Annotated in this window: 20 protein-coding genes; 6 read left to right on the top strand and 14 right to left on the bottom strand. The window is 63.0% G+C overall.

All coding sequences use genetic code 11. From position 1 onward, the window contains the following. Positions 1-97: 97 nt before the first annotated feature. On the bottom strand, positions 98-1,489 hold the full coding sequence (locus BLU85_RS20680) for an L-cystine transporter (protein ID WP_092203120.1): 1,392 nt from the start codon (positions 1,487-1,489) through the stop codon (positions 98-100). 242 nt (positions 1,490-1,731) lie between these two features. On the opposite strand from BLU85_RS20680, the gene BLU85_RS20675 reads away from it, so the two are divergent. Beyond that, on the top strand, positions 1,732-2,787 hold the full coding sequence (locus BLU85_RS20675) for an HAD family hydrolase (protein WP_092203118.1): 1,056 nt from the start codon (positions 1,732-1,734) through the stop codon (positions 2,785-2,787). 189 nt (positions 2,788-2,976) lie between these two features. On the opposite strand, the gene ilvD is transcribed toward BLU85_RS20675, so the two are convergent. The 4 genes from ilvD to BLU85_RS20655 form a co-directional block, all read right to left on the bottom strand. Further along, positions 2,977-4,818 carry a dihydroxy-acid dehydratase gene (gene ilvD, locus BLU85_RS20670; protein WP_072405931.1) on the bottom strand — a complete coding sequence of 614 codons (1,842 nt, stop codon included), beginning with the start codon at positions 4,816-4,818 and terminating at the stop codon, positions 2,977-2,979. 268 nt (positions 4,819-5,086) lie between these two features. Further along, positions 5,087-6,292, bottom strand: a complete 1,206-nt coding sequence (locus BLU85_RS20665) for an MFS transporter (protein WP_092203116.1) — start codon at positions 6,290-6,292, stop codon at positions 5,087-5,089. 214 nt (positions 6,293-6,506) lie between these two features. After that, complete coding sequence (locus tag BLU85_RS20660; RefSeq protein ID WP_092203114.1) at positions 6,507-7,703, bottom strand: class I SAM-dependent rRNA methyltransferase; 1,197 nt, start codon at positions 7,701-7,703, stop codon at positions 6,507-6,509. 188 nt (positions 7,704-7,891) lie between these two features. Then, positions 7,892-8,431 carry a type 1 glutamine amidotransferase domain-containing protein gene (locus BLU85_RS20655; RefSeq protein WP_092203112.1) on the bottom strand — a complete coding sequence of 180 codons (540 nt, stop codon included), beginning with the start codon at positions 8,429-8,431 and terminating at the stop codon, positions 7,892-7,894. A gap of 233 nt (positions 8,432-8,664) precedes the next feature. Between BLU85_RS20655 and BLU85_RS20650 the strand changes: the two genes are divergently transcribed. Genes BLU85_RS20650 through BLU85_RS20640 form a run of 3 tightly spaced genes read left to right on the top strand, consistent with a single transcriptional unit; the run spans position 8,665 to position 10,699 of the window. Further along, positions 8,665-9,480, top strand: coding sequence for an HDOD domain-containing protein (locus BLU85_RS20650; RefSeq protein WP_170847612.1), 816 nt, complete (start codon positions 8,665-8,667; stop codon positions 9,478-9,480). A gap of 30 nt (positions 9,481-9,510) precedes the next feature. After that, a complete protein-coding gene (gene mutM / locus BLU85_RS20645; protein WP_053188961.1) occupies positions 9,511-10,323 on the top strand; it encodes a bifunctional DNA-formamidopyrimidine glycosylase/DNA-(apurinic or apyrimidinic site) lyase in 813 nt (270 codons plus the stop codon). A gap of 55 nt (positions 10,324-10,378) precedes the next feature. Next, complete coding sequence (locus BLU85_RS20640; RefSeq protein WP_060740179.1) at positions 10,379-10,699, top strand: hypothetical protein; 321 nt, start codon at positions 10,379-10,381, stop codon at positions 10,697-10,699. Positions 10,700-10,853: 154 nt separating this feature from the next. On the opposite strand, the gene BLU85_RS20635 is transcribed toward BLU85_RS20640, so the two are convergent. The 5 genes from BLU85_RS20635 to BLU85_RS20615 form a co-directional block, all read right to left on the bottom strand. Continuing rightward, positions 10,854-11,105 carry a YfhL family 4Fe-4S dicluster ferredoxin gene (locus BLU85_RS20635; RefSeq protein ID WP_009683359.1) on the bottom strand — a complete coding sequence of 84 codons (252 nt, stop codon included), beginning with the start codon at positions 11,103-11,105 and terminating at the stop codon, positions 10,854-10,856. A gap of 133 nt (positions 11,106-11,238) precedes the next feature. Beyond that, positions 11,239-11,718, bottom strand: a complete 480-nt coding sequence (gene coaD / locus BLU85_RS20630; protein ID WP_003177462.1) for a pantetheine-phosphate adenylyltransferase — start codon at positions 11,716-11,718, stop codon at positions 11,239-11,241. A gap of 115 nt (positions 11,719-11,833) precedes the next feature. Next, entirely contained in the window at positions 11,834-13,429 is a 1,596-nt protein-coding gene (locus tag BLU85_RS20625) for a GMC family oxidoreductase (RefSeq protein WP_092203108.1), read from the bottom strand. Between the two features lie 149 nt (positions 13,430-13,578). Beyond that, positions 13,579-14,124 carry a twin-arginine translocation pathway signal protein gene (locus BLU85_RS20620; RefSeq protein ID WP_092203106.1) on the bottom strand — a complete coding sequence of 182 codons (546 nt, stop codon included), beginning with the start codon at positions 14,122-14,124 and terminating at the stop codon, positions 13,579-13,581. Positions 14,125-14,151: 27 nt separating this feature from the next. Next, positions 14,152-15,582 (bottom strand): coniferyl aldehyde dehydrogenase, encoded by a 1,431-nt coding sequence (locus BLU85_RS20615; protein WP_092203104.1) that lies wholly within the window; start codon positions 15,580-15,582, stop codon positions 14,152-14,154. A gap of 148 nt (positions 15,583-15,730) precedes the next feature. Here BLU85_RS20615 and BLU85_RS20610 point away from each other — a divergent pair, with 148 nt between their 5' ends. Together BLU85_RS20610 and BLU85_RS20605 are read left to right on the top strand one after the other, a co-directional pair. After that, positions 15,731-16,402, top strand: coding sequence for a TetR/AcrR family transcriptional regulator (locus BLU85_RS20610; protein ID WP_060740184.1), 672 nt, complete (start codon positions 15,731-15,733; stop codon positions 16,400-16,402). Between the two features lie 33 nt (positions 16,403-16,435). Next, on the top strand, positions 16,436-17,290 hold the full coding sequence (locus tag BLU85_RS20605; protein ID WP_092203102.1) for a sulfurtransferase: 855 nt from the start codon (positions 16,436-16,438) through the stop codon (positions 17,288-17,290). A gap of 306 nt (positions 17,291-17,596) precedes the next feature. Here the strand turns inward: BLU85_RS20605 and BLU85_RS20600 are convergent, their stop codons facing one another. From BLU85_RS20600 to BLU85_RS20585, 4 genes are read right to left on the bottom strand one after another with little or no spacing between them, the layout of a single operon-like run. Continuing rightward, positions 17,597-18,595: a hydrolase gene (locus BLU85_RS20600; RefSeq protein WP_092203285.1), complete on the bottom strand. Its 999-nt coding sequence runs from the start codon at positions 18,593-18,595 to the stop codon at positions 17,597-17,599. Positions 18,596-18,626: 31 nt separating this feature from the next. Continuing rightward, the gene (gene rsmD, locus BLU85_RS20595; protein ID WP_092203100.1) at positions 18,627-19,238 is read right to left on the bottom strand and encodes a 16S rRNA (guanine(966)-N(2))-methyltransferase RsmD; all 612 of its coding nucleotides are present in this window, start codon (positions 19,236-19,238) and stop codon (positions 18,627-18,629) included. Further along, positions 19,238-20,728, bottom strand: coding sequence for a M16 family metallopeptidase (locus BLU85_RS20590; protein WP_092203098.1), 1,491 nt, complete (start codon positions 20,726-20,728; stop codon positions 19,238-19,240). The genes rsmD and BLU85_RS20590 overlap by 1 nt, the downstream gene beginning before the upstream one ends. After that, the gene (locus BLU85_RS20585; protein WP_092203097.1) at positions 20,721-22,076 is read right to left on the bottom strand and encodes a M16 family metallopeptidase; all 1,356 of its coding nucleotides are present in this window, start codon (positions 22,074-22,076) and stop codon (positions 20,721-20,723) included. Before BLU85_RS20585 ends, BLU85_RS20590 begins: the two co-directional genes overlap by 8 nt. Positions 22,077-22,387 lie beyond the last annotated feature (311 nt).

Here is a 22,387-nt window from a genome sequence, read left to right as displayed (position 1 = left end):
CCCACATGGATTGCCAGTGATCACCAATACTGTGTCCACTGAAGATTCAGTGTGGGAGCGAGCTTGCTCGCGATAGCGATCGTTCAGGTGCCACCCATCAAGCCTGCACCAACTCCCCATGCTCCTCGGCATCGAGCAAGGCCTTGTCAGTCTGCTGCATCACCTGGCTGGTAATCGCCCCGGCGGTGATCGAGCCACTGACGTTCAACGCGGTACGGCCCATGTCGATCAAGGGCTCGACGGAAATCAGCAAGGCCACCAGCGCGACCGGCAAGCCCATGGCCGGCAGCACGATCAGTGCGGCGAACGTCGCGCCGCCACCGACCCCGGCCACCCCGGCTGAACTCAACGTCACGATCGCCACCAGCGTCGCGATCCAGACCGGATCCAGCGGGTTGATGCCCACGGTCGGCGCGACCATCACCGCCAGCATGGCTGGATAAAGGCCGGCGCAACCGTTCTGGCCGATGGTGGCGCCGAACGAGGCGCTGAAGCTGGCAATCGCCCGTGGGATGCCGAGGCGGCTGGTCTGGGCCTCGATGCTCAACGGGATGGTGGCCGCGCTGGAGCGGCTGGTGAAGGCGAAGGTCAGCACTGGCCAGATCTTGCGGAAGAAGCGCAGCGGGTTGATCCCGGCAGCGGACACCAATAGGCCATGGACCACGAACATCAGCCCCAGGCCGAGGTACGACACCACGACAAAGCTGCCGAGCTTGATGATGTCCTGCAGGTTGGAGCCGGCCACCACCTTGGTCATCAGCGCCAGCACACCGTACGGCGTCAGCTTCATCACCAGGCGCACCAGGCGCGTCACCCAGCTTTGCAGGGTGTCGATGGCGTTGATCACTTTCTGGCCTTTCTCCACGTCATCCTTGAGCAACTGCAACGCCGCGACACCGAGGAACGCGGCGAAGATCACCACGCTGATGATCGACGTCGGCTTGGCCCGCGCCAGGTCGGCAAAGGGGTTCTGCGGAATGAACGAAAGCAGCAGTTGCGGGATGTTCAGGTCGGCGACCTTGCCGGCGTAGTCGCTCTGGATCACTTGCAGGCGCGCCAATTCCTGGGTGCCGGCCACCAGGCCTTCGGCGGTGAGGCCGAACAGGTTGGTCAGGCCGATGCCGATCAGCGCGGCGATGGCGGTGGTGAACAATAGCGTGCCAATGGTCAGGAAGCTGATCTTGCCCAGGGACGAGGCGTTATGCAGGCGGGCCACGGCGCTGAGGATCGACGCGAAGACCAGCGGGATCACGATCATTTGCAGCAATTGCACGTAGCCGTTGCCCACCAGGTCGAACCAGCCGATCGAGGCCTTGAGCACCGGGTTGCCGGCGCCATAAATCGTGTGAAGGGCGATACCGAACACCACGCCCAGCACCAGTGCCAGCAGCACTTTCCTGGCCAGGCTCCAAGTGCTATGACGGGTTTGCGCCAGGCCGAACAGCAGGGCGAGGAATACCAGCAGATTGAGGATCAGCGGCAGATTCATCAAAAGAGCTCCATCAGACTTTAGCCAGTCGCCTGAAGCCGCGACTGCGAGCCGGGGAGCCTAACAGCCTGATAACTAATGAATTAATACTAAAAAAGCATGTAGATTGTCGTTTATGGAATAAGGCAGTGACGTTTACGGATACGCGACTGGCGTGATCAAGATGTAAGCGGTCGCCCACAGGCGAGGACTGTCACAAGCATTTGTTAGCGTCGGATTCTTTGAACCCGGGAGAAATGCCGATGAAACTCGCACCTCGTTTTCTCGCTGTCGCCTTGAGTCTTGGCCTGGCCGGCCAGGTGCTCGCCACCGAACTCAAGCACTGGCCGGCGGAACAGGCCAAGGCCCTGGACGCGATGATCGCGGCCAATGCCAACAAGGGTAACTATGCGGTGTTCGACATGGACAACACCAGTTACCGCTACGACCTTGAGGAATCGTTGCTGCCGTTCATGGAGAACAAGGGCCTCATCACCCGCGAAAGCCTGGACCCGTCCTTGAAGCTGATGCCGTTCAAGGACACGGCCGATCACAAGGAAAGCCTGTTCAGCTACTACTACCGCCTGTGCGAAGTGGACGACATGGTCTGCTACCCGTGGGTGGCCCAGGTGTTCTCGGGCTTCACGCTCAAGGAGCTCAAGGGCTATGTCGATGAGCTGATGGCGTCCGGCAAGCCGGTGCCGACCACCTATTACGATGGCGACAAGGTGGTGCAGTACAACGTCAACCCGCCGAAAGTCTTCACCGGCCAGGCCGAGCTGTACAACAAACTGATGGAAAACGGCATTGAGGTCTATGTCATGACCGCCGCTTCCGAAGAGCTGGTACGCATGGTCGCCGCGGACCCGAAATACGGCTACAACCTCAAGCCGCAGAACGTGATCGGCGTGACCACGTTGCTCAAGGACCGCAAGACCGGCGAACTGACCACCGCCCGCAAGCAGATCACCGCGGGCAAATATGACGAGAAGGCCAACCTTGATCTGGAATACACGCCTTACCTTTGGACCCCGGCGACCTGGATGGCCGGCAAGCACGCGGCGATCCTGACGTACATCGACGAATGGAAAAAACCGGTGCTGGTGGGCGGCGACACGCCGAGCAGTGACGGCTACATGCTGTTCCACGATGTGGACGTGGCCAAGGGCGGCATCCACCTGTGGGTCAACCGCAAGGACAAGTACATGACCCAGATCAACGGCATGATGGCCAAGCACGCCGCGGCCCAGGCCAAGGAAGGACTGCCGGTGACGGCGGACAAGAACTGGGTGATCGTCAAGCCGGAAGATATCCAGTAAGCCCCACCCCCTTGTGGGAGCGAGCTTGCTCGCGATGGCGTCGGCTCAGCAGCATCCTTGTTGGCTGACACACCGCCATCGCGAGCAAGCTCGCTCCCACATTCGATTGTCGGTGTGCTCAGGATTTGCGCTCATCGCAAAAAAATGCCCCGCACTTGGCGGGGCATTTTTTATTGCAACGAACGACGCTTACAGGCCGTCAAGCATCGCCTTGTTACGCACCGCACCCTTATCGGCGCTGGTGGCGAGCAGGGCGTAGGCCTTGAGGGCCGTGGTGACTTTGCGCGGACGCACTTCCACCGGCTTCCAGCCCTTGTTGTCCTGTTCGATGCGGCGCCCGGCCAGTTCTTCGTCGCTGATCAACAGGTTGATCGAGCGGTTCGGAATGTCGATCAGGACCTTGTCACCATCGCGCACCAGGCCGATGGCACCGCCAGCCGCCGCTTCCGGCGAAGCGTGGCCGATGGACAGGCCCGAGGTGCCGCCGGAGAACCGACCGTCGGTCAGCAAGGCGCAGGCTTTGCCCAGGCCTTTGGACTTCAGGTAGGACGTCGGGTAGAGCATTTCCTGCATGCCCGGGCCGCCTTTCGGACCTTCGTAGCGAATGATCACGATGTCGCCGGCCTTCACTTCGTCGGCGAGGATGCCGCGCACCGCGCTGTCCTGGCTTTCGAAAATCTTGGCGTTGCCTTCGAAGACATGGATCGACTCGTCGACGCCGGCGGTTTTCACCACGCAGCCGTCCAGGGCGATGTTGCCGTAGAGCACGGCCAGGCCGCCCTCCTTGGAGTAAGCGTGCTCGACGCTACGGATGCAGCCGTTTTCACGGTCGTCGTCCAGCGTCTCCCAGCGGGTCGACTGGCTGAACGCGGTTTGCGTCGGGATACCCGCCGGGCCGGCCTTGAAGAAGTGATGCACGGCCTCGTCGGTGGTCTGGGTGATGTCCCACTTGGCGATGGCCTCGGCCATGCTCTTGCTGTGCACGGTCGGCAGGTCGGTGTGCAACAGGCCGCCACGGGCCAGGGAGCCGAGGATGCTGAAGATCCCGCCGGCGCGGTGCACATCTTCCATGTGGTACTTCTGGATGTTCGGCGCGACCTTGCACAGTTGCGGCACATGACGGGACAGGCGGTCGATGTCGCGCAGGTCGAAATCGATCTCGGCTTCCTGGGCGGCGGCCAGCAAGTGCAGGATGGTGTTGGTGGAACCGCCCATGGCGATGTCCAGGGTCATGGCGTTCTCGAACGCCTTGAAGTTGGCGATGTTGCGCGGCAACACCGACTCGTCGTTTTCGCCGTAGTAGCGCTTGCACAGCTCGACGATGGTCCGGCCGGCCTGCAGGAACAACTGCTCGCGATCGCTGTGGGTGGCCAGGGTCGAACCGTTGCCCGGCAGGGCCAGGCCCAGGGCTTCGGTCAGGCAGTTCATCGAGTTGGCGGTGAACATGCCGGAGCACGAACCGCAGGTTGGGCAGGCGCTGCGCTCGTATTCGGCAACCTTCTCGTCAGAGGCGCTGGAGTCGGCGGCGATCACCATGGCATCGACCAGGTCGAGGCCGTGGCTGGCGAGCTTGGTCTTGCCCGCTTCCATCGGGCCACCGGAGACGAAGATCACCGGGATGTTCAGGCGCAGGGCGGCCATGAGCATGCCTGGGGTGATCTTGTCGCAGTTGGAAATGCACACGATGGCGTCGGCGCAGTGGGCGTTGACCATGTATTCGACGGAGTCGGCGATGATCTCGCGGCTCGGCAGCGAATACAGCATGCCGTCGTGGCCCATGGCGATGCCGTCGTCCACGGCGATGGTGTTGAATTCCTTGGCAACGCCGCCGACGCGTTCGATTTCCCGGGCAACCAGTTGGCCGAGGTCCTTGAGGTGGACGTGGCCGGGTACGAACTGGGTGAAGGAGTTGGCAATGGCGATGATCGGCTTCTTGAAGTCGTCATCCTTCATCCCCGTGGCACGCCACAAGGCACGGGCGCCGGCCATGTTGCGGCCATGGGTGGATGTTTTCGAGCGGTAATCAGGCATGGAGCACTCCGGGCGGCTAATCAGGTACTTATCAGGTATCAATGGGGAAGTGAGCTTCTGTCGACGTCTGGAGCACCCGGGTTTGGCCGTGTGTCCGGAAGTGGCCGATGACTTTGCAGGATCGCTGCGCGCCTCGGCATGAGCTCATAAACCCGCCGGGGATGAATGGCGATGAATGCCACGATTCTACACCGCTGGCGCCAGGATGAAATGACGCAAAGCGCTGATCGGGCGCCAATGTCGTGCACGGGATGACGACTGGCAGGGTTCAGCCGGCCAACAGCCCCCTGTCACGCTGCCGGACCAGGGCATTGAGCGCCAGCCCCAGCAGGCTGAGCAAGACCAGGCACAGGGCCAGGGTGAGTTGCAAGTCCAGCGGGGTGAGGCTGATCGCGGCACTGGTCAGCCCGCCGACGATGAAGATCAGCACACTGCCGGCGGAGGCGGATGTGCCGGCCCGCTCGGGAAATCTGTTCATGGCTTGGGTGTGGGCGGCTGCGCGGGCGATGGTCGTCCCGGTGGTGCACACGATCATGGGCAGCAACAGGGTGGTGACTGACAACCCCAGTTGATTGGCAAGCCCCAGCATCAGGAGGCCTGCGGCGAGGATCAGGGCCAGTCCCGTGATGATTTGCGTCTGTGGATCGATTCGATTGCTCAGCGCGGACGCTACCGCGCCCCCGCCGATGTAGGCCAGCCCATAGCCCAGCAGCGCCAGGGAAAAAGCCTCGGAGGAGAGGCGCAACTGATCGATCAGGACCAGCGGCGAGATGACGATGAACGAAAAATGGCAGGAAAAAGCCAGCGCCGAGGTTAACCAATAGGCCATGAAGCTGAAGTCGCCGCAGACCTTTCGATAGGATGCGATGAAGTCCAGGCGCCTGGGTCGGCTGTCTGCCACAGGGCGTTGAAGTAAACGACTGGCGCTGATGAATGCACCGATGGCCAGGGCAATGAACACCAGGAAGCTGCCTCGCCAGCCCATCCAGCTTTGCAGTCCGGTGCCGGCCAGGGGCGAAACGGAAATGAAAATCCCCCCGCAGGTGACCAGAAAGATTCGCAGGCGCTGCTGTTCCCGACCGGTGAACAGGTCTTGGATCAGCGCTTGGGACAGCACGAAGCAACCGCATCCCAGGGCCTGGACGACACGCAAGAACAGAAAGGCCCCGTAACCGTCGGCGAGCACGCAACCGGCGGCTCCAACGGCGGAAACGGCGATCCCGATCAACAGCAGGGTTTTTCGTCCCATGACGTCGGAGAGCGGGCCGACCAGCAGCTGGGAAAGGGCAATCCCTATCGCGAACAGGCTGACAGACAGGGCAATGTCCGCCGATGAGCGTTCAAAATGCTCGGACAGGGCGGGGAACGAGGGCAGCACGACATCGATGGGAAAGACGCCGAGCAGTGTCAGCGTCAGCAACAAGCCGACGGTGGCCGGTTTGCGGGCAGCCGGGCGATTTTGCGGATCAGTCATTGACGAGGTCCAAGGCGTACCTGAGGGGCGCTTTCAATCCTAATGCGTCATGCCCGCTGGGCGCGGGGGAGATTGAGTAGGAAGGTTCTGGTAATTGCGTGGGAGTTCTCCTGCGAACCTATTCGGTCTGCAAAAAAAATCGCAGCCGAGGCCGCGATCAGAATGCGATTCGAGTGCGCGGGGCGCAGCGCTGCGGCACTGGCCCCGCCCGGTGTCAGCTGTTGGGCAACAACCGGCAGGTGATGCTCTTGATGTAGCGGGTCTCGGCGATGGCCGGGTGTACCGGGTGGTCTGGTCCCTGGCCGCCGCGTTCGAGCAGTTGGATGTTGCGGTCCAGATGACGGGCGCTGGTCAGCAGGATGTTTTGCAGGTCGTCTTCGGGCAGGTGCATCGAGCACGACGCGCTGACCAGGATGCCGTCCTTGCTGAGCAGGCGCATGGCTTGCTCGTTGAGACGGCGATAGGCGCCTTCGCCGTTCTTCAGGTCTTTCTTGCGCTTGATGAAGGCCGGTGGGTCGGCCACGATCACATCGAAACGTTCTTCGCTGGCCTTTAGCTCCTTCAGGGCTTCGAACACGTCGCCTTCGATGCAGGTCAGCTTTTCGGCGAAGCCATTCAACGCGGCGTTGCGCTCGACACCGTCGAGGGCGAAGGCCGAGGCATCGACGCAGAATACTTCACTGGCGCCGAACGCCGCGGCTTGCACGCCCCAGCCGCCGATGTAGCTGAACAGGTCCAGCACGCGCTTGCCCTTGGCGTACGGGGCCAGGCGTGCGCGGTTCATGCGGTGGTCGTAGAACCAGCCGGTTTTCTGGCCTTCCATGACCGGCGCTTCGAACTTCACGCCGTTCTCTTCCAGGGCCACCCATTCCGGCACCAGGCCGAACACGGTCTCGACGTAGCGGCTCAGGCCCTCGGCGTCACGGGCCGCGGAGTCGTTCTTGAACAGGATGCCGCTGGGCTTGAGTACTTGGGTCAGGGCGGCGATCACGTCGTCCTTGTGGGCTTCCATGGTGGCCGAGGCGATCTGCACCACCAGGATGTCGCCGAAACGGTCGACCACCAGGCCTGGCAACAGGTCGGAATCACCGTAGACCAGGCGATAGAACGGTTTGTCGAACAGCCGCTCGCGCAGGGACAACGCCACGTTGAGGCGATGCACCAGCAGGGACTTGTCCAGCGGCAGCTTCACGTCACGGGACAGCAGCCGGGCGCAGATCAGGTTGTTGGGGCTCATCGCAACGATGCCCAACGGCTTGCCGCCGGCGGCTTCGAGGATGGCCTGGTCGCCGGCCTTGAAGCCGTGCAGGGGCGTGGCGGCCACATCGATTTCGTTGCTGTAGACCCACAGGTGGCCGGCGCGCAGGCGACGGTCGGCGTTGGCTTTGAGGCGCAGGCTAGGCAGGGACATGACGTCGCTCCGGAAAAAAGAGCGGGAGTATACCGTGTTGCAACCTTGGCGGGGCTTGCGCTGGACATGTGGCGATGTAGGAGCTGTCGAGTGCAACGAGGCTGCGATCTTTCCCCGGACAATTCCCAAGCGAAAGATCAGAAGATCGCAGGCTTCGCCAGCTCCTACAGGGCAGAGCGTCCCAGGCTTCAGGCGGACAACGCGCTGAGCAACTCGCGGTTGAACGCCGGGATGTCATCGGGCTGGCGACTGCTGATCAACGTGCCGTCCTTGACCACTTCCTGGTCGACCCAGTTCGCGCCGGCGTTGACCAAGTCATCCTTGAGGGTCTTGTAGCTGGTCATGGTCTTGCCCTTGACCAGCCCGCTCGACGCCAGCAACCAGCCGCCATGGCAAATCACCGCAATGGGCTTGCCCGCCGCCTCGAAGCCCTTGACCAGTTTCTGGGCGTCGGGATCGATGCGGATGGTGTCGGAGTTCTGCACGCCACCGGGGAGCACCACGGCGTCGTACTGCTCGACATTGGCGGCCTTGAAGGTCAGGTCGATCGGGAAGTCGTCGGCCGGCTGGTCATGGTTCCAGCCTTTGACCTGGCCCTCGCGAGCCGAAACGATGTCCACCTTGACGCCGGCCTGTTCCAGCGCCTGCTGGGGGCCGGTCAGTTCGGCCTGCTCAAAACCGTCGGTCACCAGGATGGCGACACGTTTATTGTTCAGGAAACCAGACATGGAAAAATCTCCTCAAGCTGAGTGGTTGGGCTGCCGACTCAAGCCTGTATGCAGGCTTGGCTGTCGGCCCTGTAAAGTCCGAAGCCGATGCCTGAAGGAAAGTTCCGCCGATCTACCCGGCGGTGTATCGGATCCATCTTTAAGGGTTAGAATCCCCGCCTGACCCAGAGTGTGCACTCATGTCCAAAGAGCTTTCCGCCGAACAGATCCAACAGTCCCTGCAAGGGATCAGTGTGCCGCCCCAGCCGCAGATCATGGTGGATCTGCAGATGGAGCAGTACATGCCCGACCCGGACCTGGAGACCATCGCCAAGTTGATCTCCCAGGACCCGGGGCTCTCGGGAGCCTTGCTCAAGATCGTCAACTCGCCCTATTACGGCCTGCGCAATAAGATCACCTCGATCCAGCGCGCGGTGAACCTGCTGGGCAGCCGTTCGATCATCAACCTGATCAATGCGCAGTCGATCAAGGGTGAGCTGCACGATGACACCATCGTCACCCTGAACCGCTTCTGGGATACGGCCCAGGACGTGGCGATGACCTGCCTGACCCTGGCCAAGCGTGTCGGCCTGGAGAACGGTGACGAGGCCTATGCCCTGGGGTTGTTCCACGACTGTGGCGTGCCGTTGATGCTCAAGCAGTTCACCAACTACATGAGCGTGCTGGAGGAGGCCTACGCCAATGCCAGCGCCGAGTGCCGGGTGGTGGACACCGAGAACCGTGTGTTCAACACCAACCATGCGGTGGTCGGTTACTACACTTCCAAATCCTGGCGCCTGCCGGATCACGTCAGCCAGGCGATCGCCAACCACCACAACGCCCTGGCGGTCTTCAGCGACGAGTCTTCACGCAACAACAGCCAGCTGAAAAACCTGCTGGCGATCCTGAAGATGTCCGAGAACATCTGTGCGTCCCACCGGGTTCTGGGTAACCAGGCCGAAGACCACGAGTGGGATAGCGTCGGGAGCCTGGTGCTCGACTACATCGGTTTGTCGGAATACGACTTCCAGACCCAGAAACAGGAAATTCGCGACCTCGCCTCTCGTTGAGTGCGCGGCGTCGCCTGACGCGAGAACCTCATGCCAGAACTGCCGGAAGTCGAAACCACCCGTCGCGGTATCGCGCCCCATCTTGAAGGCCAGCGGGTCAGTCGCGTGGTGGTCCGTGACCGCCGCCTGCGCTGGCCGATCCCGGAAGATCTCGACGTGCGGCTCTCGGGCCAGCGCATCGTGCAGGTGGAGCGGCGGGCCAAGTACCTGCTGATCAATGCCGAGGTCGGCACGTTGATCAGCCATCTTGGCATGTCCGGTAACTTGCGCCTGGTGGAGGTTGGCATGCCGGCCCTCAAGCACGAGCACGTGGACATCGAGCTGGAGTCCGGCCTGGCCTTGCGCTACACCGACCCTCGGCGTTTCGGCGCGATGCTCTGGAGCCTCGACCCGCTCAATCACGAGCTGTTGATTCGCCTCGGTCCCGAGCCACTGACCGACCTGTTCGATGGCGAACGGTTGTTCCAGCTGTCGCGGGGGCGTTCCATGGCGGTCAAGCCGTTCATCATGGACAACGCGGTGGTGGTGGGCGTGGGCAATATCTATGCGACCGAGGCGCTGTTCGCCGCCGGTATCGACCCGCGCCGGGCCGCCGGAGGCATTTCCCGGGCGCGTTACCTGAAGTTGGCGATCGAGATCAAGCGCATCCTCGCCCATGCCATCGAGCGCGGCGGCACCACGTTGCGGGATTTTATCGGTGGGGACGGCCAGCCCGGCTATTTCCAGCAGGAGCTGTTCGTCTACGGCCGGGGCGGAGAGTTGTGCAAGGTCTGTGGCACGGGGCTGCGGGAAATCCGCCTGGGCCAGCGCGCCAGTGTCTGGTGCCCACGCTGCCAGAGCTGATTCGTCCGACGGTCTATAGTCAGTAGTCATATTGATTTAGCCGAAGGATCGCCCGATGAAACCGCTTCGACCTGTCGTTCTAGCGCTGCTGCTGAGTGTCGGTTTGCCTGCCCTGGCAAACAGCGGCAGCGGCGACCCGCGCTACACCATCCAGAATCCGCCGGCCTTCGCCATGCTCGGCGACCTGCTGATCGCCCGCCCGCTGCTGCTCGCCGCTACGGTGATCGGGGCTGGCGCATTCGTGGTGTCGTTGCCCTTTACCGCGCTGGGCGGTGGGGTCGGCGATGCGGGGAAGGCGTTGGTGGTGGACCCGGCCAGGGCGACGTTCGTGCGGTGCCTGGGGTGTGTGGGGGAGGGGTTTGAGCGGCAGGAGTGAGGCGGGCAGCTGGATCTTGGGTATTGCTGCTGGCCTCATCGCGAGCAAGCTCGCTCCCACAGGGATCTGCTGTGTTTAGTGCCTGAAGCAAAGCTCCTGTGGGAGCGAGCTTGCTCGCGATAGGGCCGGCACAGACCCTACGAAATACTCTGGCTCAAGCCTTGCCAGTAATCCTGCGATATTTCGCCATCAACTGCTCTTCAGTCTCCGGATGAGCCTCGTCCAGTGGGATGCAATCCACCGGGCAAACCTGCTGGCACTGGGGTTCGTCGTAGTGGCCGACGCACTGGGTGCACAGGTTCGGGTCGATGACGTAGATCTCCTCGCCTTGGGAAATGGCCTCGTTCGGGCATTCGGGTTCGCAGACGTCGCAATTGATGCAGTCGTCGGTGATGATCAGGGACATGCAGGCTCCTGCCGGGGCGTTGGGCCCGGGCATCTGAAAACGTATGGGCGCAATTGTGCCGCATTGGCGAGCGCAGTGCACGCGGGCGCGATGGACTGCGTTGCGCTGCGAGGTGGCTCGCAGCGCCTGCCGGTCATTTCTTGAAGCGCAGGGTCAGCGCATCGGCCACGGCCGGGTGGACAAACTTGGTGATATCACCGCCCAACGCCGCGATTTCCCGGACCAGGGTCGAGGAAATGAAGGAGTAGCGCTCCGACGGCGTCAGGAACAGGCTCTCGACGTCCGGTGCCAATTGGCGGTTCATGTTGGCCAGTTGGAACTCGTACTCGAAGTCCGAGACCGCACGCAGGCCACGCAGGAACACATTGGCGTTCTTTTCCTTGGCGAAGTGGGCCAACAGCGTCGAGAAGCCGACCACTTCCACGTTGGGCAGGTGCTTGGTGACCTCGCGGGCCAGTTCCACACGTTGCTCCAGCGGGAACAGCGGGTTCTTCTTGGGGCTGGCGGCGACGGCAATGATCACGTGGTCGAACAGGCGCGCGGCGCGTTCGACCAGATCGCCATGGCCCTTGGTAATAGGGTCGAAGGTACCTGGGTACAACACTCGGTTCATCGCGTCGTCCTGGCGGGAGTCCGTTGGGGAGTCGGATGGTATCGCAGCCTTCTCGGTCGGCCAAGTCGGCTGTTGGATAAGAAAGCACTATAGACGCTGCGAATAATCCGGATATTCATGGGTTTTTCAGGCGTTCGGCCAGGGCTGTCGCCAATTGTGCGGTCAGCCCGTACACCGATAATTGCGGGTTGGCGCCGATGCTGGTGGGGAACAGCGAGCCGTCATGGATCGACAGGTTGCCCAGTTGGTGATGGCGCCCCAGGCTGTCGGTGACGGCGGTTCTTGGGTCTTCACCCATGGCGCAGCCACCCATCACGTGGGCGCTGCCCAGGCGCGTGCGGTACAAGGCCAGGTCAAGCCCGTCGATCAGCGTGCGGGCCTCGGCCAGGGTCTTCACGTAGCGGGCGTCGCTGTGCAGGGGCATCACCGCCTTGGCGCCGCCAGCGAATTGTATTTCGGCCATGCTGTGGAAGGCCCGGCGCAAGCCGTCCCAGGCATACGGCGAAACGGGGTAGTCGAGCACCGGCGTGCCGTCGCTGCGCAATTCGACGCGGCCGCCGGGGCTGTCCGGGTGAAAACCGTCGCGCAGCAGCGCGAGCATGGCGTGGGTGTGAGGCAGCCGGGACATGTGCAAGGCGTTCTCGGGGCCGAACCCGCCCAACAGCGTGGCGGCGAGCGCCGGGTGCAAGGGCGGGACTTCGAGCTTGTAGGACATCTTGCCGGTGGTTCCGTCCTGCCATTGGAAGTGATCCGAATAAATCGATTGCGGCGCACCGTAGAACGGGTTGATGACCTCGTCGAATTGCCCGGCGGACATGTTCACCAAGTGCAGGAAGGTGCGTTTGCCCACACGTTCGTGCGGGTCTGGCGCAGCGGAGCGCAACAGCAGGCCGGGACTGTTGATACCGCCGCCCGCCAGCACGTAGTGCCGCGCCTTGACGGTGATGCGCCGCCCGGTGGGCGCCACGCAGCGCTCGTCCATGGCCTGGCACTCAAGGCCGGCAACGGCATCGTTCTTGATCGTCAGGCGTTCGGCTCGCGCCAGGTAAAGCAGCGCGCCACCCTTGTCCAGTGTGGCCGGGATGGTGGTGACCAGCATCGACTGCTTGGCGTTGGTCGGGCAACCCATGCCGCAATAGCCCAGGTTCCAGCAGCCGCGCACGTTGCGCGGGATGACGTGCCAGGCGTAGCCCAATTGTTCACAGCCTTTGCGGATCACGTCGTTGTTGGCGTTGGGCGGAACCAGCCACGGCGCCACGCCCAGGCGTTGTTCCATCTGTGCAAACCAGGGCGCCATTTCAGCACGGCTGTGGCCCTTGACGTTGTGCTCGGCGGCCCAGTGATCGAGGGTCTGGTCGGGCGTGCGGAAGCTGGAGGTCCAATTGATCAGCGTCGTGCCACCGACGGCCCGGCCCTGGAGAATGGTGATGGCGCCGTCCTTGCTCATGCGTCCGAGGCCTTCCTGGTACAGGCTGCTATAGGCCTGGTCTTCGAGCAGTTTGAAGTCATGGCTGGTCTTGAGCGGCCCTTCCTCGATCAGTAGCACCCGGTAGCCGGCAGCACTGAGGATTTCCGCCGTGGTGCCGCCACCGGCACCGCTGCCGACGATGGCCACGTCGGCTTCCAGGGTCAGGTCCTCGGTCAACTGCGCGCCGTTGTAGGTGGTCCAGCCACGGGCCAGGCCTTCGCGGAAGGGATCGGGTACGGGCATGTTCTGGGCTCTCTTATTGTTATGAGGGTGCGATAGGCCCTTGTGGGAGCGAGCTTGCTCGCGATAGCGGTGTGTCAGTCAATCGATCGGTGGCTGATGTGACGCTATCGCGAGCAAGCTCGCTCCCACAGGGGTTGGTTCTGAATTGGTCAAACCGTTGGCGGCCCCGGATACCCGCAATGCGCCCAGGCTTCGGATTGGGTGTACCAGGCCATCATCACCAATTGCAGCAACGAGCAGTGACCTTGCTGTAGCAGATCCAGTGAACTGTTTTCCCATCGCGCGAGGAACTGGCGGATGTCATCGGCGCTGGCGTTTTCCCACGCGCCCCAGACTCCGGTCAGTGGCCCGCGGGTCACGCCCAGCGTGAGCACATCGAACAGCTGGTGCAGGAGCTTGAGCATGGCGGGGGACAGGTGGGCCAGGCTTCTGTCCAGGCTGCCCAGGGTCGCGTCAATGGCGGCAGGGATCTGCCCGACGGTCACTGCGCCGTCCAGCATCACAGGGATGACGGCGCGTAAAAACGCCAGGTCGCTGTCGCGCAGGGCCGTCAGGCCGGCGGCCGGCTGGCTTGGCGAGCAGCCGCTCAGGCTGGCGCCCAGCCCGACGGTGGCCAGGAAGGCGCTGGCGCCGAGGCTGAATTTCAGCAGGCCGCGCCGTGACAGCGGGGGGGTATCGGTGAGGCTGGCGTTCATGATTGTGATCACCCGGGCAGGCACGCGTCAGCGGACAAACAGCTTCTGAATCAGTTTCTGCAAGGGTTTGCCGTAGGGCGGATAAATCAGCTTCGCCGCGTTGAATCGCTGTTTGGTCAGCACGCCCTTGGCCTTGCTGAAGGTCAGGAAGCCTTCATGCCCGTGGTAATGCCCCATTCCCGAGGGCCCGATGCCGCCGAACGGCAGGTCATCCTGGGCGACATGCAACAGCGTGTCGTTCAGGCAGACGCCGCCGGAATGGGTTTCATGGAGCACGCGATGCTGTTCGGCCTTGTCGTAGCCGAAGTAGTAGAGCGCCAGCGGGCGGGGACGCTGATTGATGTAGGCAAACGCCTGGTCCAGATGGTCATAAGGCACGATGGGCAGCAGCGGGCCGAAGATCTCGTCTTGCATGACGGTCATCTCATCGTTGACGTTGAGCAGCAGGCTGTGGGCCATGCGGCGGCCCTGGCCTTGCTCGAACAGCTCGATCAGCAACGCGCCCTTGCCGGTGGCGTCGCTGATGTAGCCATTGAGCCGCGCCAGTTGTCGTTCGTGGATGATGGCGGTGTAGTCCGGGTTGTCCGCCAGGGTCGGATAAAACCTGCGCACCGCCTCGCGATACGCCTCGACGAACTCACCGACGCGGTTCTGCGGCACCAGCACATAGTCCGGGGCGACACAGGTTTGCCCGGCATTCAGGGTTTTGCCGAAGGCAATGCGTTCGGCGGCGTCCTTGATGGGGACATCGACCGACACGATGGCCGGTGATTTGCCACCCAGCTCCAGGGTGACCGGGGTCAGGTTTTCGGCGGCGGCCCGCATGACATGTTTGCCGATGCTGGTGGCGCCGGTGAACAACAGGTGATCGAAGGGCAACTTGGAAAACGCCATGCCGACCTCTGCCTCGCCGAGCACCACGCACACCAGGTCCTGGGGGAAGAACCGGGCGAGCAATTGCTTGAGCAGCAAGCCGGTGGCCGGTGTCGATTCGCTGAGCTTGAGCATCACCCGGTTGCCCGCCGCCAACGCCCCGACCAGCGGCCCGATGGCCAGGAACAGCGGGTAGTTCCACGGCACGATGACCCCGACCACGCCCACCGGCTGATAGATCACTTTGGCTGAGGCCGGTTGAAAGGCCATGCCCACCTTGCGCCGGGAGGGTTTCATCCAGCCCTGGAGGTGCCGGCTGGCGTAATGGATGCCGTGCAGGCTCGGCATCAGCTCGGCCAACAGTGTTTCGTCGGCGCTGCGGTGGCTGAAATCCTGGCTGATGGCGTCGATCAAGGCTTGCCGTTCGTTGCTCAATACCTCGCGCAGCGCCTTGAGCCATTGCCGGCGCTGTTCGGCCGGTGGCATTGGGTGGGCAGCGTAGGCCTGGCGCTGGGCATCGAAGAGCGACCGCAGTTCGTCCAGTTGTTGTTGAGACTCGTGCAGGTAGGCAACGTCGGCAGGCATCGTCAGGCACCGGATGTTATTAGAATGAGGGTTTTCTAGAGCTTATACTCTAGAAAGTCAATGGCATCCGCAACGGCTGTGGGTTTTTCCTGTGACCGATAGGTCGTAAGATGCCGATCAATGCCTTCGTCGAATTAAAGCCCAAACCATGGCCCCACGAATGAAAACCAGCGAGCGCATCGTGCAGAACAGCCTCGAGCTGTTCAACCAACAGGGTGAGCGCAGCGTCAGCACCAATCACATCGCCGCCCACATGGACATGTCCCCGGGCAATCTCTATTACCACTTCCCCAACAAGCAGGCGATCATCGCCGTGCTGTTCAGTGAATACGAGAACCTGGTGGACAGCTTCCTGCGTCCGCCCCAGGGCCGGGCGGCCACGGTGGATGACAAGCGCTTCTACCTGCAGGAGCTGCTGGCGGCCATGTGGCGTTATCGCTTCCTGCACCGGGACCTGGAGCATCTGCTCGACAGCGATCCGGACCTTGCGGCCCGCTATCGTCGGTTTTCCCAGCGCTGCCTGATCCACGGCACCGCGATCTACGAAGGTTTCGTTGCCGCCGGCATCCTGAAGATGGACCGGGTGCAGATCGAATCCCTGACTCTCAATGCCTGGATCATCCTCACGTCCTGGGTACGGTTCCTGTGCACCACACGGGAAAATTTCAGCCACCTGAGCGAACAGGCCATCAAGCGCGGCGTCTATCAGGTGCTGGTGCTGGAAGCCGGTTTCGTGACCGATCAGGCCCGCGAAGCGGTGGATGCGCTGTTCAAGGAATATTACGTCCCCCTGGCCCAGACCCTGGAGGAAGGGCAGTAGGACCGATCCCCGACTTAGCCAAAGGAGCTCACCATGCCCATCGCGCAACTCATCAGCCCCCCAACCCTCGAACAGCGGCGATCACGGCCCGGGCTGGTTATCCTCGACTGTCGTTTTGCCCTGGAAGATTCGGATTACGGCCAACGCAGCTATGCCGAGGGCCACATTGCCGGGGCGTCGTTCGCGGACCTTGAGCGCGACCTGAGCGGGCCAGTGACCAAAGGCGTGACCGGGCGCCATCCGCTGCCCGAGCCCGAGGCCTTGATCGAGCGCCTCAGGGCTTGGGGGCTCGATAACGACAGCGACGTCGTGCTGTACGACGACGGCCCCGGCGCTTATGCCGCGCGGGCCTGGTGGTTGTTGGCCTGGCTGGGCAAGCGCGATGGCGTGTTCATCCTCGACGGTGGGCTCAAGGCCTGGCATGCCGCCGGCTTGCCTTTGAGCCTGGATCCGCCGCAGCACAGTCGTGGGACTTTCACGGGGGCGCCGGATGCGAGCTTGTTGATCGATGCGCAAGCGCTGCAACAACGCCTCGGCGAGTCGGCCATGACCCTGCTGGATGCCCGGGCGTTGCCGCGCTTCAAGGGCGAAGTCGAGCCGATCGACCCTGTGGCCGGGCATATCCCTGGCGCCCAGTGCGCCGCGTTCACTGACAACCTGGGCGCCGATGGACGCTTCTTGCCGACCGCCCAGCTCAAGCAACGCTTCGCCGAAAAACTGGGCGAGCGCTCGCCCACCGAACTGGTGGCGTACTGCGGCTCCGGCGTGACGGCGTGCCATAACCTGTTCGCCCTGTGCCTGGCCGGGTACCCCTTGGGGCGGCTGTATGCCGGCTCGTGGAGTGAATGGATCAATGATCCCCAGCGGGGCGTGGCGAAGGGCGAATAGCTCATCCCCAAAAAGCGAATGTGGGAGCGAGCTTGCTCGCGATGACAGTGTGCCAGGCAATTTCAATGTTGCTGCCCCACCGCTATCGCGAGCAAGCTCGCTCCCACAGGAGATTGCTGGCGAACGCTGAACCGGTGAACACCCCAAAAAAATTGTGGGAGCGAGCTTGCTCGCGATGACGGTGTGCCAGGCAACTTCAATGTCGCTGTCCCGCCGCTATCGCGAGCAAGCGCTCCCACAGGGATTGCTGGCGAACGCTGAACTGGTGAACAACTCCCAGAGGGGATTTGTGTTGTCTGCGAATCGTCAGCCGCGCCTCAGGCTGGCCAACCAATCGGGAATCCGCCGCTCCAGGTAATACCCCGGGCGCCGCAGGGTTCCGTCGACAAACCCGACATGTCCGCCCCGGGCGTGCAGTTCAAGTTGGGTCGAGGTGGATAATTCGTCGGGTTCGGGCAGGCTGTGGGGAAACACAAAAGGATCGTCGGCAGCCTGGATGACCAGGGTCGGTGTGCTGATGCCCGCCATGAAATAGCGGCTGGAGGCGCGGCGGTAGTAGTCCGCGGCATCGGAGAACCCGTGCAGCGGCGCCGTCACCCGGCCGTCAAAGTCCCAGAAGGTGCGCATGTTTTCCAGCGGGCCAAGGGCCGTCAGGGTTGCCAGGCCTTCGTGGCGTCCGTCGTGCTGGAACTGGCGTTGCTTGTTGCGCACATAGGCCACCATCTGTCGCATGAAGTGCGCCTGATAGAACTTGGAAAATCCCTGGCCGATGCGATCGGCGCACTGGTCGAGGCGAAACGGTACCGAGACCGCCACCGCCCCTTGTAACTGGCTGTCGCGGCCGGCCTCGCCCAAGTGCTTGAGCAACACGTTGCCGCCCAGTGAATAACCCACCGCAAACAGCGGCGCCAAGGGCCGCCTGGCGCGCAAGTGGGTAATGGCGGCGGCCAGGTCTTCGCTGACGCCCGAGTGATAGCTGCGGGGCAACAGGTTCGGCTCGCCCGAGCAGCCGCGCCAGTTCAAGGCCACGCTGGCCCAGCCCTGGCGACCGAGCGCCTGCTGCAACCCGGCTACGTAAGGCGAGTTGGAAGAGCCGGTCAACCCGTGCAGCACCAGCACCAACGGCGCCTCGGCGCTGTGGGGGCCGTGCCAGTCGAGGTCGAGGAAATCACCGTCTTCCAGCCACAGGCGCTCGCGTTGACGCTCGATGTGGGTGGTCCGGCGCCACAAGGGACCCCACAAGGTTTGCAGGTGCGGGTTGCCAAGGCCCGGGGCAGGGACGAAACCTTCGGATGCGGCGGACATCATTATTATTCTCGATGCACTGGTCAGCCGTTCAGCCAATGTCCTTTGGCAAACGCTGCCACAACGCGTAGTACACCCGTCCGGATTTCTGCTCGCGGTGCAAGCGCCAGTTGCCCGGCAAGCCCAGGCTGGACGGGGCAGTCTCGCTTTCAGTGTAGACCCAGGCATCCTCGGCAAGCCACTGACGCTCCTCGAGCAAGGTGCAGACCGTTGGCAACAGGTTCTGGTTGAAAGGCGGGTCCAGGAACACCAGGTCGAAAGGCGTTGCCGGTTGGCTGTCCAGGTAACGCAGCGCGTCGGCGGTTTGCACCTGACCGACGGTGCAACGCAGGGTGCCCAGGTGTTCCTTGAGACTGGAGACCGCCAGGTTGCTGGCATCCAGCGCCTGGCCCATGGAGGCGCCACGGGACAGGGCCTCGAGAAACAGCGCGCCGCTGCCGGCGAACGGGTCGAGCACCCGGGCGCCTGCCACGTAGGGCGCGAGCCAGTTGAACAGGGTTTCCCGCACGCGGTCCGGGGTGGGGCGCAACCCCGGGGCATCCGGGAAACTCAGGCGCCGGCTGCGCCATTCGCCGCCGATGATGCGCAACTGGTTCACACCGTTGTGCACGGGTTTCTTGCTGGAATTCGATGGACGGGCCATTAGTGCTCCGGAACCCCGAGCGGTTGCTCGGCAGGTTTGTCAGTAGGGGGCGGCAACGGCTTTTGCGGCACGCTCGGGCCAGCGGTGACGATGACCATTTTATCGGTGCTCAGGTGTTTGTTCAGTGCGGCCTTGACCTGCTCGACCGTCAGTTCCTGGGACTGGCGCATGAAGTCTTCCAGGTAGCTGAGCGGCAAGTCATAGAACCCCATGGCGCCGAGCTGGCCGACGATGTCGGCATTGCTGGCGGTGGACAGCGGGAAGCTGCCCGCCAACTCACGCTTGGCGTCATCGAGTTCTTTCTGGGTCGGGCCGTTCTTGAGGTAATCGGCGAACACGTCCTGCACCAGTTTCAAGGTGCCTTCGCTCATCTCGGCACGGGTCTGCAGGTTGATCATGAACGGGCCGCGGGCCTGCATCGCCGTGAAGCCGGAATACACGCCGTAGGTCAGGCCGCGTTTTTCGCGGACTTCAGTCATCAGCCGCGTGCCGAAGCCACCGCCGCCGAGGATCTGGTTGCCCAGGGACACCGCGGCATAGTCCGGATCGTCGCGGTCGATGCCCAGTTGCGCGAGCATCAGGTTGGTCTGCTTGGACGGGAACTCGATGTGGCCGATGCTCGCCTTCAGTTCCACCGGTGGCGGGGTTTTCGCCAGGGCCGGGCCTTTGGGCAGCGCGGCGGACACCTGGTTGGCAATCGCTTCGGCTTCGGCGCGGGACAAGTCCCCCACCAGTGCGATCACTGCGTTGCCGGCGGCATAGGCCTTGGCATGGAACGCCCGGGCCTGGGCCAGGGTGATCGGTGGAATGCTCTCGGCGGTGCCGTCGCTGGAATGGGCGTAAGGATGCTCGCCGTACAGGCGCTTCATCAGTTCCAGGCCCGCCAGTTTGCCGGGGTTCTGCTTCTGGTACTCGAAACCGGCGAGCATCTGGTTCTTGATCCGGGCGAAGGAGTCGGCAGGGAACGTCGGTTTGCCGACGACTTCGGCGAACAGCTTCAATGCCGGCTCACGCTTGTCGACTGCGCTGAGACTGCGCAGGGACGCCACGGCCATGTCCCGGTAGGCGCCGTTGCCGAAGTCCGCGCCGAGGCTTTCGAAGCCTTGCGCGATGGCGCTGACGTCCTTGCCGGCCACGCCTTCGTTGAGCATGGCGTTGGTCAGCAGGGCGAGGCCGGGGGCGTCGCCGTCCTGGCTGCTGCCGGCGGCGAAGGTCAGTCGCAGGTCGAACATCGGCAATTCCCGGGCTTCGACGAACAGCACCTTGGCGCCGTCAGCGGTTGTCCAGGTTTGCACGTCGAGCTGGCGCCGACTGGGCGCCTTGTCGTTCAGTTCGGCCAAGGATTGCAGCTTGTTGCCGGACTTGGCCTTGTCCAATGCCTGGCTGGCGTTGGAGTCGCTGGACGGCGACAGGTAAAAGGCCAGGGCGCCGGCCAGGGCGATCAATACCAGGCCGATCGGCACCAGGCGCGATGATTTGCGCTCATTCATGAGCTTTCTCCTCGGGCAGGACGTGCGCAACGCTCAGGCGCGAGCGGGTGAAATACAGCTGGGCTGCCTTCTGGATGTCTTGCGGGGTGACGCTTTGCAGTTCGGCGAGTTCGGTGTCCATCAGCTTCCAGGACAAGCCGACGGTTTCCAGCTGGCCGATGGCGGTGGCCTGGCTGGTGATCGAGTCGCGCTCATACACCAGGCCGGCGATGACCTGGGCGCGTACGCGTTCCAGTTCGTCGGCGGTCGGGGCGGTGGTTTTCAACTGCTCGAGCAAGCGCCACAAACCTGCTTCTGCCTGGGCGAGGGTTTTGTTTTTCTGCGTGTTGGGCGTCGCCGACAAGGTGAACAACGAGTCGCCGCGGGTGAAGGCGTCGTAGCTCGACGAGCCGCCGGACACTAATTCTTCGCCGCGCTCCAGTTGGGTCGGGATCCGGCCGCTGTAGCCGCCGTCCAGCAGGGCCGAGATCAGCCGCAGCGCGTTGACCGACGCCTTGTCCGTCGCGGTGGCGATGCTCGGCACGTTGAAGGCCAGCATCACGCTGGGCAGTTGGGTCTGCACATGCAGGGTGATCTGGCGTTCGCCGGGTTCGGCCAGTTCCAGGGGGATTTTCGCGACCGGCACCGCGCGCCGGGCAATCGGGCCGAAGTAACGCTGGGCCAGGGCCTTGACCTCCTCCGGCGTCACGTCGCCAACCACCACCAGGGTCGCGTTGTTCGGGGTGTACCAGGACTCGTACCAGTGGCGCAGTTCCTCGACGGTCATCCGGTCCAGGTCGGCCATCCAGCCGATGGTCGGCGTGTGGTAGCCGCTGGCCGGGTAAGCCATGGCCTGGAAGCGCTCGTAGGCCTTGGACATGGGCTTGTCGTCGGTGCGCATGCGGCGCTCTTCCTTGATCACCTCGATCTCGCGGCTGAACTCCTCCGGCGGCAGGCGCAGGCTGGCCATGCGGTCGGCTTCCAGTTCGAAGGCCACGCCCAGGCGGTCGCGGGCCAGCACCTGGTAGTAGGCGGTGAAGTCGTCGCTGGTGAAGGCGTTCTCTTCGGCACCGAGGTCGCGCAGGATCAGCGACGCTTCGCCGGGGCCGACTTTTTCACTGCCCTTGAACATCATGTGCTCAAGGGCGTGGGACAAACCGGTCTGGCCTGGCGTTTCGTAGCTGGAACCGACCTTGTACCAGACCTGGGACACCACCACCGGCGCACGATGGTCTTCGCGCACGACGACCTTCAGGCCGTTGTCGAGGGTGAACTCATGGGTGGGTTGTGGGTCGGCAGCCAAGGCTGAAAGAGGCAGACAAACTGTGCTGAGCAGCAGGCCTGCGGCGCGGCGGGCAAGAGCATTCATTCGTGTTTAAACCTGTTGGGTTGCCTGCTAGGTCTTAGCCTCGGCAGGCGAGGAGGTGCTAGGATACTGATCCGTTTTACTGGCGGCCACGCCTATCGGGCCTTTTATCGGCCCGGGGTTGTCTGGGTTCTGCGGAGAAACCCTGGGTTTGCTCGTTGATCCCGGCGTTTTCGCCGATGATGCCGTACCAGTCCTTCGAAAAAATCGACTTTGAGGCGTCCTGGGGACGCTTCGACAAAATGTTGCGCGTGAACAAGCTGGATGAAACGCAGTCTGTTCAGCATTGAATATTTATCACCGAGGCGCCCTCG

This window comes from Pseudomonas sp. NFACC14 (assembly GCF_900106885.1).
Classification (GTDB): domain Bacteria; phylum Pseudomonadota; class Gammaproteobacteria; order Pseudomonadales; family Pseudomonadaceae; genus Aquipseudomonas; species Aquipseudomonas fluorescens_AA.
This window is presented reverse-complemented; position numbering and strand designations above follow the sequence as displayed.